12 protein-coding genes are annotated in these 17,345 nt (G+C 49.1%); 2 read left to right on the forward strand and 10 right to left on the reverse strand.

The window, feature by feature from the left end; all coding sequences use genetic code 11:
* The first annotated feature begins 79 nt into the window (after nucleotides 1-79).
* Nucleotides 80-328 carry a hypothetical protein gene (locus AC6R0S_RS04680; protein ID WP_334553381.1) on the forward strand — a complete coding sequence of 83 codons (249 nt, stop codon included), beginning with the start codon at nucleotides 80-82 and terminating at the stop codon, nucleotides 326-328.
* A gap of 79 nt (nucleotides 329-407) precedes the next feature.
* Here the strand turns inward: AC6R0S_RS04680 and choV are convergent, their stop codons facing one another.
* The 10 genes from choV to AC6R0S_RS04730 all read right to left on the reverse strand — a co-directional run bounded on the left by choV (nucleotide 408) and on the right by AC6R0S_RS04730 (nucleotide 16,352).
* The gene (gene choV / locus AC6R0S_RS04685) at nucleotides 408-1,595 is read right to left on the reverse strand and encodes a choline ABC transporter ATP-binding protein (RefSeq protein WP_500637338.1); all 1,188 of its coding nucleotides are present in this window, start codon (nucleotides 1,593-1,595) and stop codon (nucleotides 408-410) included.
* A gap of 2 nt (nucleotides 1,596-1,597) precedes the next feature.
* Entirely contained in the window at nucleotides 1,598-2,440 is an 843-nt protein-coding gene (choW, locus tag AC6R0S_RS04690) for a choline ABC transporter permease subunit (protein WP_334553378.1), read from the reverse strand.
* A gap of 45 nt (nucleotides 2,441-2,485) precedes the next feature.
* Entirely contained in the window at nucleotides 2,486-3,424 is a 939-nt protein-coding gene (locus AC6R0S_RS04695) for a choline ABC transporter substrate-binding protein (protein ID WP_500630844.1), read from the reverse strand.
* 105 nt (nucleotides 3,425-3,529) lie between these two features.
* The gene (gene betA / locus AC6R0S_RS04700) at nucleotides 3,530-5,227 is read right to left on the reverse strand and encodes a choline dehydrogenase (protein ID WP_500637339.1); all 1,698 of its coding nucleotides are present in this window, start codon (nucleotides 5,225-5,227) and stop codon (nucleotides 3,530-3,532) included.
* Between the two features lie 13 nt (nucleotides 5,228-5,240).
* Nucleotides 5,241-6,701: a betaine-aldehyde dehydrogenase gene (gene betB / locus AC6R0S_RS04705; protein ID WP_500637340.1), complete on the reverse strand. Its 1,461-nt coding sequence runs from the start codon at nucleotides 6,699-6,701 to the stop codon at nucleotides 5,241-5,243.
* A 17-nt stretch (nucleotides 6,702-6,718) separates the two neighbouring features.
* Entirely contained in the window at nucleotides 6,719-7,315 is a 597-nt protein-coding gene (gene betI / locus AC6R0S_RS04710) for a transcriptional regulator BetI (RefSeq protein WP_487903301.1), read from the reverse strand.
* A gap of 391 nt (nucleotides 7,316-7,706) precedes the next feature.
* Nucleotides 7,707-8,783 carry a response regulator gene (locus AC6R0S_RS04715; RefSeq protein WP_500637341.1) on the reverse strand — a complete coding sequence of 359 codons (1,077 nt, stop codon included), beginning with the start codon at nucleotides 8,781-8,783 and terminating at the stop codon, nucleotides 7,707-7,709.
* A 29-nt stretch (nucleotides 8,784-8,812) separates the two neighbouring features.
* A complete protein-coding gene (locus tag AC6R0S_RS04720; RefSeq protein WP_500637342.1) occupies nucleotides 8,813-13,609 on the reverse strand; it encodes a PAS domain S-box protein in 4,797 nt (1,598 codons plus the stop codon).
* 23 nt (nucleotides 13,610-13,632) lie between these two features.
* A complete protein-coding gene (locus AC6R0S_RS04725; RefSeq protein WP_500637343.1) occupies nucleotides 13,633-14,832 on the reverse strand; it encodes an EAL domain-containing response regulator in 1,200 nt (399 codons plus the stop codon).
* A gap of 305 nt (nucleotides 14,833-15,137) precedes the next feature.
* Nucleotides 15,138-16,352, reverse strand: a complete 1,215-nt coding sequence (locus tag AC6R0S_RS04730) for an Lcl C-terminal domain-containing protein (RefSeq protein ID WP_500637344.1) — start codon at nucleotides 16,350-16,352, stop codon at nucleotides 15,138-15,140.
* Between the two features lie 204 nt (nucleotides 16,353-16,556).
* On the opposite strand from AC6R0S_RS04730, the gene AC6R0S_RS04735 reads away from it, so the two are divergent.
* Nucleotides 16,557-17,345 (forward strand): hypothetical protein (locus tag AC6R0S_RS04735; protein WP_500637345.1); only part of this gene is annotated, 789 nt, incomplete at its 3' end.

Consider the following 17,345-nt stretch of genomic DNA (forward strand, 5'->3'; position numbering starts at 1 on the left):
CTAAGCGGCAGTGATAGAGTGGCGGCTATGCGTGTAATGCCGCACAGATGTCAACAAGATAGACCAAGAGATAACCAATATGATTAATGACGACACAATTATCGCCAGCCTAGAAGAACTTGAAGCCTTTTTGATCGCCGTTGAAAACGGCACGCTTGGCCTACAGGGTGTCGCCGGTATCGCCCTTGCGACCAGCAACGCAGACGGGCGCCGATTTGTCGCAGTGCTCGATGACAACCATCAATTGATTCTTGGCCGCTGGGTCACGGAAGATGTGTTCCAAAATGGTCAAGAGTTAGTCAGAAGTGGCACTGGCCGTAAACACTAAACCGAAAAGGGCTGACGATACGTCAGCCCTTTTTGATGGCGTTCAGATTGAGATGAACGCTAACGATGCAGGGGTTTCACTACGCTGCTTTCGGCGCGTTGTAGTTGCCTAGCAACGCGTCATAAAACTCACTGTCGTTCAACACGCCCACTAAGCGCCCCTCTTCCATCAATAAGATAGGCTGCCCGCTGCGCTGTTTCAGTTCAATCGCTTCACGCATCCCAATGTCCGGGCTGGTGACCACCACGGTCGAGGCATTCACGGCGTCGAAATCACCCTTGCTGGCATCCCAATACAGCAAAGAGAGCGAGGAGTCAGGCGCGAGTTCGAGGCGCTCGCCTTGTTGCCTTACCCACAGCGCGTCACTGCCGCACACTTGCCATTGGTTGGCGTTGTGCTTCAACTCTTCCACCGGCTGCATCAAGGAGCGCCCTTTCAACACATTGAGCGGATTGGTGTGCGCAACAAAATCACGTACGTAGTCGTTCTCTGGCGTCAGGATGATCGCTTCTGGTTTGCCGTGTTGGATCAGCTTGCCTGACTCCATAATCGCTATGTTGTTGCCGATTTTAAGCGCTTCATCAAGATCGTGACTGACGAACAAGATGGTTTTATTCAGTTTCTTCTGCAACAAAATCAGTTCATCTTGCAACTGAGCACGGATCAGTGGGTCGAGCGCGGAAAACGGCTCATCCATCAGTAAAATATCACTGTCCATCGCAAAGGCACGAGCAAGACCAACACGTTGCTGCATCCCCCCTGAGAGCTCATGCGGGAACTTATCTTCCCACTCGGCTAAGCCCACCATCTCGAGCTGCTCGCGCGCTTTGGCTCTTCGCTCAGCTTTTCCTTGCCCTTGCAACTCAAGACCAAAGGCGACGTTGTCCAATACGGTGAGCCAAGGCATAAGGGCGAACTTTTGAAACACCATAGAGACACGATGCGTGCGCAAATGGCGCAGTGTCTGTTCATCACAGTTGGCGAGATCCACTTGTGAATCACCATCTTTGATGGTTAACGAACCACGAGAGATCGTATTAAGCCCATTGACCGCGCGAAGCAGGCTGGATTTGCCCGAGCCAGAGAGGCCCATCAAGACACAAATTTCGCCTTCATCGACCGACAAAGAGACATTATCGACCCCCACCACTTGCGAGGTTTGGTCAATGATCTCTTGGCGTGATAGTCCTTTGTCGAGTAAATCGAGGGCCAGTTGTGGTTTGTCACCAAACACCACATCAAGATTGTTAATCGTAATCGCTTTCATGATTAGGCTTCCTTCTGGTTCGGTGATTTACACAGTCGATCAAGGATGATAGCAACCAATACGATGGCAAGTCCGGCTTCAAAACCTTGCGAAATGTTCACCGTGTTGAGTGCACGCACTACGGGTTTTCCTAGGCCGTCCGCTCCCACCAGCGCGGCAATCACCACCATCGACAAAGACAACATAATGCACTGAGTCACGCCCGCCATAATGCTTGGCATGGCCGCAGGCAGTTCCACTTTAAACAGCAGTTTCATGCGCGTGGCACCAAACGCTTTACCGGCTTCGACCAGCTCTTCCGGTACTTTAGTGATGCCGAGGTAAGTCAAACGAATCGGCGCAGCAATGGCGAAGATGATGGTTGAAATCAGCCCCGGGACAATACCCAAGCCAAACAGAACCAGCGTGGGGATTAAATAAACAAACGTGGGTACGGTTTGCATTAAGTCGAGAATCGGTCTGAGCAGGGTGTAGAGCCAACGACGGTGCGCCGCCATAATGCCCAGAGGCACGCCAATTAATACAGAAATCGTTGTCGCAGCAAAGACTAAAACAAAGGTTTCTAGCATCTCTTGCCAGTAGCCAAGATTGAGAATCGTCAGCAACGCGCCAATAATGAATAACACCAGCGGAAGACTACGATGCAGATACCAAGCAATGGCCGCCGTCATTAAGATCGGCATCGCAGGTGGCATCCATTTAAAAATGTCTACAACAAACAGAATAATGGTTTCAAGAAAGAGAGAAATCGCATCAAACAGCCCAGCAGCGTTAAATGTTAGCCAATCAACCCCTGCTTCCATCCACTCACCCAATGGGATTTTGTTGTCAGTAATAAAATTCACAATATAACCTTGATGTTGCGGGTGGGCAGTGCCCACCCATTTGAATTACGCTTTTGAATCAATGTAGTTTTTCACCGCTGAAGCCGCGTCTTTACCGTTGATGGTCTTCACGCCTTCTAGCCACTTTTCAACCTGCTCTGGGTTGGCTTTTAGCCACTGCTGAGCCGCAATTGAAGGTTTAACATTTTGATTCAAGATGGCTTCCATCAACTGGTTTTCCATCTCAAGGCTAAACTCAAGGTTTTTCAGTAGTTGGCCAACGTTGCCACATTCAGACAAGTAGTTCGCTCGCACGTTGGTGTACACGTTCGCACCGCCGTAGTTCGGGCCAAAGAAGTCATCGCCGCCCGCGAGGTATTCCATCTCAATATTGCTGTTCATTGGGTGCGGCGCCCAGCCAAGGTAGACAATCCACTGATTGCGGCGTACAGCGCGTGCCACTTGAGACACCATGCCGGCCTCGCTTGATTCAACTAGGCTGAACGCTTTCAGGCCAAATGCATCGCTATCTATCATGGATTGGATTAGGCGGTTGCCGTCATTTCCTGGCTCAATGCCATAAATGCGGTCGCGGAATTTGTCGGCGTTTTTCGCGATATCAGCGAAGTCTTTCACCCCCGCTTCATAGACGTATTTCGGTACTGCTAGCGTGTACTTCGCACCCTCTAGATTGGCACGTACGGTTTCCACTGTGCCAGCTTCACGGTATTTAGCGATATCTCCCTCCATCGTTGGCATCCAGTTGCCAAGGAAGATATCGATATCACCGTTTGCCATCGAAGAGTAAGTGACGGGTACAGAGAGCAGATCCGTCTTAGTTTGGTAACCCAGACCTTTCAGTACTTCAGACGTGACTGCGGTGGTCGCGGTAATGTCCGTCCAACCGACATCGGCGAAACGCACGGTTTCACACTGGTTGGCATACGCATTGATCGCTAAACTCGACAGAGCGAGTGTTGAGAAGGTTTTCGTCATCATAGACATGTTGATTTCCTTTTTACTAACTTTCTGTTTTTACTAACTGCTTATTATGTTGACCGGCCGCAACGTGCCGGTCCGTGCTCGCTTTTTGCGAGTCTTTCCTTCGCTTTACTTGATGATGTGCGCACGTTTGGGCGCATGAATTCGCTGTTTTTCTTGCCATTTCGGTGCAACCCACACAGGTTGGTTGTCTGGCTCAAGCAGAGGCTTGCCCAGAATCATATCCGCTGCACGCTCAGCCACCATGATGGTGGGCGCGTTGAGGTTGCCATTAGGAATGGTCGGGAAGATGGATGAGTCCACAACACGCAAACTCTCCACGCCACGAACTCGACAGCTTTCATCCAATACCGCCATCGGGTCATCGTCTGCGCCCATTTTGCAGCTGCACGACGGGTGGTACGCACTCTCTACGTTCTGTTTCACCCACTCATCAATCGCCTCATCACTGGTGACGTCGCTGCCGGGTTGAATCTCTTCACCGCGAAACGCATCCATCGCTGGCTGGTTGAGAATCTCTCGTGTCAGGCGAATGCAATCTCGCCAGTCTTGCTTGTCTTGCTCAGTCGAGATGTAGTTGAACTCAATCTGCGGCTTATCGTGCGGATTCGCCGACGTGATCGCCACGCGGCCACGACTTTCAGGCTTATTGGGGCCAACATGCACTTGGAAACCGTGGCCATCAAACGCCGCTCGTCCGTCGTAGCGCATCGCCGCAGGCAAAAAGTGATATTGAATATTGGGCCACTTCAACCCTTCACGTGAGCGAATAAAGGCGCACGACTCAAAATGGTTGGTGGCCCCTAAACCTTTGCGCGTCAGGATCCACTCAGCGCCGATCATGCCCTTACTGACTAAGCCAAGTTTGCTGTTGAGCGTAATCGGCTGGGTGCAGTGATATTGGAAGTAGACCTCTAAGTGGTCTTGCAGGTTTTCACCCACGCCCGGTAGATCATGTTTGACCTCGACACCCGCCGCCTCAAGCACCGCTTTAGGCCCAATACCGGACAGTTGCAGCAGTTGCACCGAGCCAATGGAACCGGCGCTGGCGATCACTTCGACGCTCGCCATTGCTTGTGTTATCTGACCCGACTTTTCATACTCCACGCCAATCGCACGGCCGTTATCGAGTAGCACTTTGCGCGCAACGACGCCTTTAATCAGAGTCAAGTTTGAACGCTTACGGGCACGCTTTAGGTAGGCGTTAGACGTAGAAGCGCGAACCCCTTTGTCTACCGTCATGTCCATCGCACCAAAACCTTCTTGCTGATAGCCATTGTAATCGTCGGTTTCGGGATAGCCCGCTTCCACGCCAGCATCAATAAAGGCGCGGTATAGCGGATTGAGCTCCATATTGTTGCCACCACAGGTGCCAAGCGGCCCATCGCCGCCTCGGTAGGCATCTGCGCCGCCCTGCCAAGATTCCGCTCGGCGGAAATAAGGCAGACAGGCTTGGTAGTTCCAACCCTCGGCGCCGTGTTCCTGCCACTGGTCAAAGTCACAGGCGTGACCGCGCACATACACCATGCCATTGATGGATGAGCTACCACCCAACACTTTGCCCCTTGGGCAGTGCAGTTGTCGGCCATCTAAGCCTTGCTCAGGCGTCGTTTCAAATTGCCATGCGTATTTTTCACTGTTCATGGGGTAAGAGAGCGCCGTTGGCATCTGGATAAAAATGCTCTTATCGCTGCCCCCGGCCTCAAGCAGCAGCACTTGGTGCTCACCGCTTTCGGTCAATCTGTCTGCCAGTACACAGCCCGCTGAACCGGCGCCCACAATGATGTAGTCGTAACGAGTTGTCATTGTCTGCCTCCCGTTACGCGTATGGGCTTTCGTAGCCGCCAAGTTCCACCAAAATACTCTTGGTTTGGGTATAGTGGCGCAGGGTTTCTGGGCCATTTTCACGACCAAGACCAGAATGCTTGTAGCCGCCCACTGGCATTTCTGCCGGGGAATCGCCCCAAGTGTTGACCCAGCAAATACCTGCTTGCATCTGATGAATCACTCGATGCGCTCGAGACAGGTTTTGAGTAAAGACACCCGCTGCCAAGCCGTAGTCGGTATTGTTCGCCCGTGCGATCACCTCGTCTTCATCGCTAAAGGTGAGCACGGACATGACAGGGCCGAAGATTTCCTGCTGCACATGAGGCATATCGTCATCGCAATCAGTAAACACTGTTGGCTGAACAAAATTGCCGCTTGCTAGCGCGCCATCTTTCACCGCTTCACCGCCAGTCAATAAGGTCGCGCCGCTCTGCTTGGCGCTTTCAATCGCTGCGAGCACTTTTTGTTGATGCTCTTTAGAAATAAGCGCGCCAATCTGGGTCGCCTTATCCATAGGATCGCCAACCACCAGTTTCTCGGTTCGCGCTTTAAGTTGTTCTATAAATGAGGGGTATAATGACTCATGCACAAACACACGAGTGCCGTGGGTACACACTTCGCCTTGGGTATAAAAGTTCGCCACCATCGCTGCCGACACCGCATCGTCTAGCTTGGCATCATCAAAAATGATCAGCGGTGACTTACCACCAAGTTCCATGGTGACGTGCTTGAGCGTGCGCGCACTGTCTGCCATCACTTTCTTGCCCGTACCCGACTCACCAGTAAACGACACCTTGGCGATATCAGGATGTGCGGTCAGCATTTGACCAACGCGATGGTCCCCTTGCAAGACGTTAAAGACACCATCAGGCAGCCCTGCTTCAGTGAATATCTCAGCCAGTTTCAGCGCGGTCAGTGGTGTCTCTTCCGACGGTTTGAAAATCATCGCATTCCCTGCGGCGAGTGCGGGTGCGGATTTCCACATAGCGATCTGAATCGGGTAGTTCCACGCGCCAATCCCTGCGCAAATGCCCAGCGGCTCGCGACGTGTGTAGAAGAACTGTGATTCACTCAGCGGCTGCTGCTCACCTTGAAGCGCAGGAGCAAGCCCGGCAAAGTATTCGATCACGTCTGCGCCGGTGACGATGTCCACTTCCAACGCTTCTTGCAAAGGTTTACCCGTATCCGACACTTCGAGTGCGGCGAGTTCATCATTGCGCTCACGCAGCAGCGCCACCGCTTTGAGCAAAATGCGGCTGCGCTCAATGGCACTCATCGCTGACCAAACAGCAAAGCCTTTCTTCGCCGATTCAATCGCAAGCACGAGATCGGCTTCGCTGGCTTGACCTATGGTCGCCAAAGGTTCACCCGTTGCCGGGTTGTAGGTGGTAAATGTTTCACCAGACGTGGCCTGGTGGGCTTTACCGTCGATAAATAGTGATTTCATATCCATGTAAAGTCTGACTTAAATTATTTTTGTGAGTAAAACGTGAGTTGTTTATCGAGATAATCGTTGATGATTTGGCGCGCCATATCGGCGTCTATGCCTTGCGGGTTGAGCGTCCCGCGAATCCAAATCCCATCGATCAACGCAGCGATACCGTGCGCGACCACCTCCACCTGTTCGGCAGAGAACAGCGCCTTGAGTTCGATCTTCAGATGAGAGAGCAAGCGCTTCTCATTGACTTGCTGAAGACGTTTGAGCTGAGCGTCGTGCATTGAGTATGACCAGAAAGCCAACCAGGTTTTGGCCACCTTATTCTCTGCTTGATAACCGACAAAGTTGCCATCAATGATGGCGTTGATGCGTTCAACGTGGGCGTCTTTTGGCAACACCTTGAGTTTCTCGGTGATGGTGGTTGAGAGCTGACGCAAAATCTCACGCATCGTCTCCTCTAACAGGCCATGTTTACCGCCGAAATAGTGGTTGATGATGCCCGTCGACACACCCGCTTCTTTGCTGATCAGAGAGATACTGGCCGCGTGTAATCCTACGCGATCGATCACCGTCATGGTGGCCTGCACCAACTGCGGTTTTCGAATTTGTGGCATCCCAACTTTCGGCATCAAACGGCTCCATTTATTTTTTATTGAACGTTCAGTTAAATATAAAATGCCTGAAAATTAGTTCGAACTCAAATGATTTTTCATTAACGTAAAGAATCAATCCTGATTGAGAGGCGAAAACGGGTGAGAAGAAATCCGTAAAAACGACACAGAATTGCTACATTTTGGCGACAATAAACGCCTTCAAATAACTGAAAGTTATAGATATGGCGTGACACCAGCGTCAAGTGCGCGACTTAACAGTGAGGGGAGAACAACGAGTAAGGTTTACACACATGAGCAGCACAAGATAAAAATTATGTGCTCGAAATATTGTTAATTAGCCCACTAAACAAAGTGCACAACACTAAACTCGGCTTGTGGCAAAAATGTGCTGTGTTGGGCTCAGGCGCTATACCACCGCCAACAGCTTTTTGAGCAAGGTTTCCGCATTAGTCGGTTTGACGATGTAATCCACCGCGCCCAATTTGAGGCACTCGACAAAGCTGTGTTTATCGGTATTGCTGGTCAGCATAATGATGGGCACATGTTTAAGTGGCTCGAGCTTTTTAAACGCTTTTAATGTCTCAACACCGTTCATCACAGGCATATCAATATCGAGTAGTACAGCACTGGGTGGGAACACTTTGGCTTTCATAATCGCTTCAGCGCCATTCGAGGCCGTTTCCACCCGAAATCCTTTCGGTTGCAAAATCGTGGTGATGATTTTAAGCATCATTTTCTGATCATCGGCGACAATCACCAAAGGCTCTGTTTCTTTGGTTTTCGGCTTAGCACTTCTTACCTGAGCGCCGAGATCACTGAAGTAGACCTCATTATGGTTCTTAAATTCATCTAAGCCCTGCTTCATACGCCCGCTGGTCTCATCGCCTTCTAGGCTTTCATGGCGCTCACCTAATTCATTGAGATCCCTTGCCAAATCATCCAAAAGACCACCCTGAATGCCTTTCTCATCATTGATCGATCCTTCGATACCATCGAGTTGCAGCGACACGTCGAACATATCTCGGCGCGAATCCTCTATCTCTTGCTCCAATTCGCTGACTTTGATCTGCTGCATCAGCGCCTCAGAGGTGAGATCCAACAGCAAACGCACCTTGTTCATGTCATAAACAGGATTGATCGTGTCGTAGAGAAAAAAGCGCTTCGACATGCACTCTTGGTAGGCTTGCTCACGGTACTCTCGATTACAAAACAACACCGACAAATGAGGGTATTTCATGATGTTCGACAGCGCACTGTGTGAATCAAGCAACTGGTACAAATCAATCGCAAACTTAGGGTCTTCAAAGGCGTAGATGAACATGAAGGCAGTGTGCTGACCACGCGCAAACTCAATAAACTCTTTTTGATCCTCTTTTAAATTGGAAAAGACCAGTTCACTCGCCCGACCACGCAGAACCTCCTCCATTAAGTCACGAATTTCATGTGACTCATAAAACACCACAACGGTAATCGATTTATCCATATCTTTTCTCGGCCCTTAAATCAGTGAAACTAAAGAATGCCCAAGGTGTTCAATTGCTGCTCTATCTGCGTCAGCTCCGTCTTAATCTGCTCGATGTTGTGCGCTGCTAAATCAACGTCTTGATTGTTCAGCTCTATCTGTTTAAACAGTTCACTCACATAAGCCGCGCCACTTGAAGCCGAAGAGCCTTTCGCGGCGTGCGCCAAGCTTTTGATCTTATTATAGTTCAAAGCAGAGATGGCCGACTCAAGATCGGCCACTTCCGTTTGAATACTTTCCCAATACATGGTGAGGATCTCACTGATGATCGCTTTGTCATCGGTCCCAATCACCTCAACTAAGGTCTCTAGTCTCAGACCCTTTTCCATCCCCTCTTCCGTTTCGCCTTCCTGCGTATCAGGAGCGCTGGCTTGCGCGGCACTGATCTGTTTCAGCCAATGCGCCAGTTTGCTCTTCAATAAACCAATTTCGACCGGTTTGGAGATGTAGTCGCTCATGCCCGCTTTGAGGCAGGTGTCCGCTTCTCCCACTAAGGCGTTAGCGGTGATCGCGATAATGGGGATCCGTGCTTGAGATCGCTGTGCTTCACGCTGCCTGATCTGAGCCGTGAGCTCGTAGCCATCCATATTGGGCATATGGCAATCGGTTAAAATTAAGTCGTAAGCACCGCTTTCCCACATCTCTAGACCTTCGACCCCATCATTGGCGATATCATGGGCGATCCCGAGATTGTCCAACTGACGGCCAATCACCATCTGGTTGGTTTTGTTATCTTCAGCCACCAGCACACGTACCCCTTCGGTGGCAAGTTGGGTGAGCATCGACGCACTCGCGCCATGCGCGCTTTCTAAACTCTCTTCTGGCCATTGAAAATCCGGACTCACCAGACCGCAAAGCACGCCAATGCCATGAATCAACTCACTCGGTTTAAGCGGATGGCCTGCAATCACGAATAGGTATGGGTTTGCATAACCTTTGGGTTTGATTGGGTCTTCTTCGATCATTAAACGCAGCGCGCCATCGCTGTTAATTTTTGCGTCAAAGAACGGATCGCAGATCAAGACAGGCTTTTTGTCGCCCTCACGACGAGTGACGGGTTGCCACTCTTGTGGGCTCGATAACACCGTCATGTCCGTTACACCCAATTGGGTTAAGCAGTGTTTACAGCCGTCTTGGAACGGCGCTTTACTTAAGCCAATCACAATCGGCTGATTCGTCAACATCACGTTGCTAAATTCTGGCGTACGGTCAATCACCTCGGGAATGGGAATCGTGAGCGAGAACGTGCTGCCGACCCCTACTTCACTGCGCACCGCCACTTCACCTCCCATTAACTCAACAAAAGATTTGGTGATGCTCAGGCCAAGCCCTGTCCCGCCATATTTACGAGTGGTCGAGGTGTCCGCTTGCTGGAAGGGAGTAAAGAGCGATTGCAATTGGGTTTCACTGATGCCGATGCCGTTGTCACGCACCTCGATGTGTAGCAACGATTGAGTGTGGTCAAAGCGGCTCACCAACTTCACTAATCCTCGTTTGTCCTCGTAGTGGGAAAACTTGATCGCGTTGCCCGTTAGGTTAAGGATAATTTGTCGGATGCGTAGGGAGTCAATGGCGATGCTTTGTGGGATAGACAAATCGGGCTCCAACACCAGATCGACGTTTTTGTCCGACGCGTTGACCCAAAGATTTGCAGCGGTTTTTTCCATGATTTCAAGCAGCGAATTGGGCGTCCACTCAATGTCGATTTGGCCTGACTCAATTTTAGAGAAATCGAGTATGTCGTTGATGATATCAAGCAGGGCAAATGAAGAGTCGCGTACCGTGGTCGCCATGCGTTTTTGGTCGGCGTTGAGTGGGGTTTGTCTCAGCAGTTCAATCATGCCGATCACGCCGTTCATCGGGGTGCGTATTTCATGGCTCATGGTCGCAAGAAATGCCGACTTCGCCTCGTTAGCCCGCTGGGCAGCGAGCGTCTCTTTTTCTAACTCGGTTAGGATGCGTTTCTGCTCGGTAATGTCGATGTTGATACCAAACATCTTGACCGGTTTGTTGTCGTCATCATACACGATAGCCGCCGCCACCTTCGCCCAGCGTACATCGCGCTGTCCTTTGCGACGAAAACGAAATTCCGACTCGATCGCCAAATCAAACTGCATCGCGTCTTGAATCTCTTTCTCTATCGCATCAATGTCCTCTTCCAACACGCGGTCACGCCAGTCAACGTAGGTGAGTGGGAGCCCCTCTTCGACGCCATAAAGATCATAGGTACTCGGATCCCAACGCAATTCATCCGTCTCAATGTTGTACGCCCAGTTACAAATCCCACCCGCTTCTGACGCGATGTTGATTCCGCGAATCAACTCTTCGCGTTGATCGCGTGCGTCACGCAGCTCCTGTTCAAAGGTCTTGCGTTCCGTGATGTCTTCAATAATGGAGATATAATATTTGGGCTGCCCTTCGTCATCTCTCACCAAAGAGATGTTGAGATTTGCCCAGAAAACGCTTCTATCTTTGCGGATATAGCGCTTATCTAGGGTATAAAAGTCTGAGTTGCCTTCTAGCAAGTCCTTTAAATAGCCTTTGCTTAAAGAGAGATCTTCATGATAGGTAATGTCTACCACATTCAGTTCAAGCAACTCCTGTTCGGAGTACCCTAAACTGGCACAGATGCGCTGGTTGACTTCCAACATTTTTCCATCCAGCGCAACACGAGCAATCCCGACGGCGGCTTGGTCGAAAGCGGTACGATAAATGGTCTCTCGTTCTTTTAGCTGTTTTTGCAGGCTTAATTGCTCATCTTTGATCGCTTGCTGCTCGGTGATATCGCGTATTGCAGCGACAAACAAGCTCTCGTTTTCCAATCTCGCTTCGCCCACTGAGATTTCAACAATGATGATGGCCCCGCTTTTGTGTTGCGCCTTGACGGTTCGCAGTTGACCGATAAATTGGCGGATCTCTTGGTCAAAATAGCATTGGCGCGCTTCGTTGTCTTTCAGGGTGGTTTGCGGTAGGAGCACTGCGATAGGTTGACCTATCATTTCGTGCTGCTTGCGACCAAACATCAACTCCAACGAGTGGTTTACGTCAATAATGATCCCTTTGTCATTCATGACTATCGAGCCATCGATGGCGGTATCAAACACGGTTCTTAAACGCTTGGCGGCTTCGCGTGACTCTCTGGTACTCTCTTCGATGCGTCTTTCAAGCTCAAGCCTTGCGATCTCGTCATCTTTCTTAATTTCCGTAATGTCGTTATGCACCAGAATAAAGTGGGTCACCTTGCCTTCATCATCAAAGACGGGATCAACACTGAGGTTATTAATGAAGGTGGTGAGATTTTTCCGGTAATTGATCATCACGCAGGTACAGCTTTTGCCGTGCTCGATGGCTTCCATTACGCGCTGCTTAGACAAACGTTCTGTTTCCGCTCCCCAGAGCACTTGATAATGTTGATCGATCAGTTCGTCTGCTCGGTAACCAGTGAGAAATTCAATCGCCTGGTTGACAAAGATGATCGGCATCGAGGTTTGTCTGGCATCGGCAATCATGATGCCAGAAGCCATCGCGTTCATCGCCGTGCGTTGAAGCTCGACTAGCTGCTGCTTCTCGCTCACTTCACTGAGCAATCCATCCCGCTCATACAGTTTTTCTTTCAGTTCCAGTAACGCGTTGTTGATCGAGCTGACTTCATCTTTTCCTTGGCGCTTTTCAATCTCTGGCTCCAAGTTACCATTGGCGATTTCCAGTATGGCTTGAGTCACCTTTTGCAAAGGGCGCGTCAATATGCGCGAGGAGAGATACCAAAGTGAGATGATCAACATCAACGCGACAAAGAATATCCACTTGCCCAGTTTCATCAGCTCAGCGTATTCGTTGTAGGCGATATTTTTGTCGACCCGGATCAAGGTCGACCAATTAGGAATAGGAAGGTCAGTTTCAGTACTGAAATGAGCGAAAGCAGTAAACTGTTCAATACCTTTACGCGCATGGGTCGAGATTACTGTTCCCGTCAAACCAGCAATCGCTCGTTTTGCCCCTTCAACCCCCTCATTGACCAAATTGATCTGCCCCACGACAGAGAAGTCGCGCTCATAGGTGGTGGTTTGTTGGACAAATGGATCGTAATCAACAATCACGTTGCCTTGTTCATCCAGTAGGGTGAGCTCGGCATAAGGTAAGCCTTTCTGCGCCAGAAGTTGATAGGCTTTCTCAAAGCGCTGCTCAACAATAGTAAAATCCAAGATATTGAGCCAATAGCCAATCAGGGTGCCTTGGGTGTCGTAGATTTTTGAGCCTATCAGGAGATCAAACTGCTGCTCATTGGTATCGATAATGCGCTTGGTTGGACCGAAGAAAAACACATCCCCGACGGCGTGCTCGGCGCTAGAAATCGCTTTAAACCAGTCGGATTCGACCACCTCTGATTTGGAAATATTGTTACTGAAAATCGTTTTTCCTAAATGGTTGCGGCTGTTTTCTGCAATCATTTCTCCATTGAGATCCATGATACCGATGCGCCGATAGACTGAATAGTTCTTGATAAGGCGATTAAGCGAGGCCAAAAATTCCGGATCTGTGACGTCGTATTTGAGCTCCGCTTCGTTTTCCAACTCACCCAGCACTAAAGGAAAAATCGACGCGTCGTGATAGCGCTCCATTAAGTTTTGTTCAATCAAATAGGTCAGATATTTGGCTTCTCGCTCTAAGCCGTTAGAAGTGTATTGCTTGAGCAGCCCATCACTTTTACTCAGCATTAGATAGGTCGCGGACATCATGAAAAGTCCAACAATCATCAGTCCTATTGGCAATTGCTTTGAAAGTTTCATTTTCTGTCCTTAGGCTATTAGAGTTATTGTTTGCGGTGCTCAGTCCATAATCCCACTTGGCCACGATTGACTCTCGCCACTGCCTGCTCACTAGGTTCAGGGCGAGCTAAACCAAACCCTTGACCGATATCGCAGCCCAAACGCTGTATCGCTTGCAGCGTTTTATTGTCCTCAATCCCCTCAGCCACGACTTTAAGGCCAAAGTCTTGCGCAAGACCAATGCAGCGCTGACATACGGCCAGTGATTTTTCATTCTCCAGCACATCAAACACAAAGCTCCTGTCAATTTTGAGCTCGTTAAAGGGTAGAGAGTGAAGCTGGGTGAGGGTTGCATAGCCGGTACCAAAATCATCAATCGAGACGCCAAAATTGAGCATCCGCAAGCGAAGTAACGACACATGCACGCTTTGTGGATCGTTTGAAATCAAGGTTTCGGTCAGTTCGCACACGATGCGGTGATTGCTGATGCGAAACTCTGCCGCTTTGTCAGACAACCACTGCGGAAAGTGCTCATCTTCGAGCACTTGGCTAGAGACATTGAGTGATAAGGTGAGATGGTCATACGCGCGGCCTAACTGCGAAAAAGCGTGCATGGCGGCGTTGATCACTTGCAAGGTGAGTCGCATCATCAAACAGCTGTTTTCCGCAGTTGAAATAAAGCGGCCGGGCAGAATCAGTGTCTTCTCATCGGGTTCGATTCGCGCCAAGGCTTCAAAGCCCATCAACTGCATGGTGTCTAATGAGTATTGTGGCTGAAAATACGCTTTTACATGTTTGTTATCGAGATGCATTGCCAACGCTTGCGGCGTTAACGGCTCACTCTCGAGCGGTTGATCGTGCACATCACAGCCCGGTTTACGATGCAGGTAGTGGCGAATCATCGCAGCCGTGATGGGCTTGGAAGATACGCCTAAAATACGCAGATGGTAGCTTTCGGTGAGCGTGCGCGTAGAGCGAATCAACGCATCGTCTTCACCACTGATGATGACGATATCGCCGCGAAATCGTTCATTACTCAACTTTTGCAGTAAATAGAGTCCATCCGAATCGGGCATGTTAATGTCACAAAAGATAAGATCGATATGCGCCCCAGCCACTACGTCATACGCTTGCGCCCCATTCCCTGCCTCATGAATATCAAAGCGCCCCAACGCATTAAGCGTGGACGCTAACATGGTGCGGATAATGGGCTGATCATCAACAATCAGAATGGATTTGGTCACAAACACTTCGCCTTTGAGAACGATATCTAAACGAAAGTATAGTCAACAATTACCGTGATGATGCTTTAGTTAATAATTGATCATGCTGATATATCAGCCTTTATTTTAGAAAAGGCAGATATACATTTGTGATAGTGAACAGAGAAAATACTTGCTGAACTCGTGGGAGAGCCAGCGAGGAAATGGCGTGTCTGTGAGTCTAGGGGGCAAGGACTGAAATCAAAATGCTGTAGAGCGTGTCCAATCTGTTTCATTCACGCAAGATGATCCCAGCCCTCAATTCTTAGTTAGGCGTCAACATTAACTTAATGCACGTCTCTCACCAAGCGAACCCAATTATCAATTGAGATGTAATCCGTGGCCATCTCAGAAGCAAGCTCATAGTCGGCAGGTATACCGCTTTTGGGATCACTACGTTGTGCGCCGGCGCCATGCCAATCGTAGTATTGAGTAGAATCAGAATTTTTCTTACTCCATGCCTGCGCAAAAGAAACGTAGACCGCCGTGTGTTTAAAGTCACCTTGAGTGGTATTCGTCCAAAAATAGTACGAATCATTGCTTGACTCAAACTGAGTTGGTGTCACATCAAAATAAGTCGTGTTGATCGCGGGTAGATCTTTCTTTTCGTAGTCAACCAGAGATTGAAGCTCTTTTGCGTTAGGTAAACGCCAATCACTATACCCTGCCAAAGTGGCGTTTTCGGCGTACTCCAGTGCGTCAACCCAGTTCATCCTTTCGCCACTGTCACTTTTCGCCCACATCAAGCCAGTCGAGCGATCTGTAACGGTACCATCTTGATTATCAACGTAATCCATTTCATAGAGAGTCGTTGTGCCACGAACTGCGCGTACGTAGTTACCTGGTACAAACATATTATCGGAGTCCTGAATTTCTGACCCATCAAAAAACAACCCTGTTTCATAGGATTTGATATGTCCATCGGCAAAATTGAAGCCGAAGCTACCCTGCAGCCCTCCATGAGTGGTGAAATTTTGTACTGCTCCTTTGTTATACACGGTGCTAGACCAAAATGCACCGGCAAAAGGCAAACGCTTATCGTATTCAAAATCGAAGTATTCGGTATCCATATAAGGTTGGCTAACTGCACCACTCTCGGGCTTCATTAATTCACCATCGAAGTTGGCGAGAGCATAAAGTTCTTTTATGGTAGGAAGGCGCCAATCATCATAGCCGCCGAGGGTCATTGATTCCACGACCGCTGCTGAGTCAGCTAGGTTTCTTCTCGTTGTGTCGTGATCTTGTTGCCACATTAGCCCGGTATTCAAATCGGTCACCGTACCATCACCATTGTCTTGATATCGCAAGGGCACGCCTTCATAAGACGCATCTTGGCCTAAATACAAACTGTCACTCGAAGCAGCCAATGGTTTTCCGTTAGTATCAAAATGACCCGTTTGCCCTGTATCTGGTAACTTGGGGAAATCGTCTTGGGCGAGAAGCGGGAATGCTGTCGCCGTCATCAATCCTACAAGCACTGCTTTACTAAGAACCTTTAACATCTAAATCACCTAATTAGTATTGAGTTGATAAGCCACAGTATTCCCTCAAGCCCAAACTCGATCGTCCCAAAACATAAGTTTGGACGCTATTTTTAGAACTTTTTATATTTTTCCAATATGATATGCACGAAGAAATAACGGACAGCTTGTCGAAACAAAAACCTTTGTTGTCAACGAGGAAAAGTGAGAGTGATAGAATTCAATATGACATGGAACCTCGGGGTCATTGCACTGACTCTCTCGGCATTTACCGTCCTCACGATGCTGAGGCAACCTCAATTCCATCGTGGATATGTGATTATTACGATCTGGTTATTTGTCTTACTCGCTCCATTTACTAGCCACATGCTGGATTTGATAAACGATCACGGTCCACACTTAATGGCTCCGTGGCTTAATCCAGCATTAAACTTATTGCATGGCCCAATCATGCTCATCTATACACAACAGCTAATCAGCAAAGAGTATTGGCCATCGTACAAGTACGCATTTCACATGATCCCTTTCCTACTCTTCTACGCACTATTCACGCTCTATCAGCCAGACGCCGTTGTTCTACCTGGGTCAAGTTCCAGCTTGTTGGATAAACTGAACTTCATCAGCTCAACACCGAATGTTATCGAGGGGATTTTGGCGTTTTTTGGTCAATGCAATCTGATCATCTTTATGATCTATTCGGCTTGGACCATTCGCATACTTCGCAAACATAATAGAAATTTATCCACTTATTTCTCCCAGCAAGGGTCGACGATCAGTTTGATTTGGATTTACGTCATTCCCTCACTGTTTGCTTTTTTGGTCTTGCTCAATATCATCAATGAGTCAGGTGATACCTCGTTGCTTGCTCCGATGGACGCTCATCTGCTCTCATATCTAACCTTTATTATCGTGTTGTGCGTCTTTGGAGTAGAACAACCTCCGTTACACCAAACTTTGGGTTGGGAGCAACAAGATGAAAGGCAAACCTCATCTGTTGGTGATGATGTCAACGCC

The organism is Vibrio sp. R15-SG3-ISO1B (genome assembly GCF_059833835.1).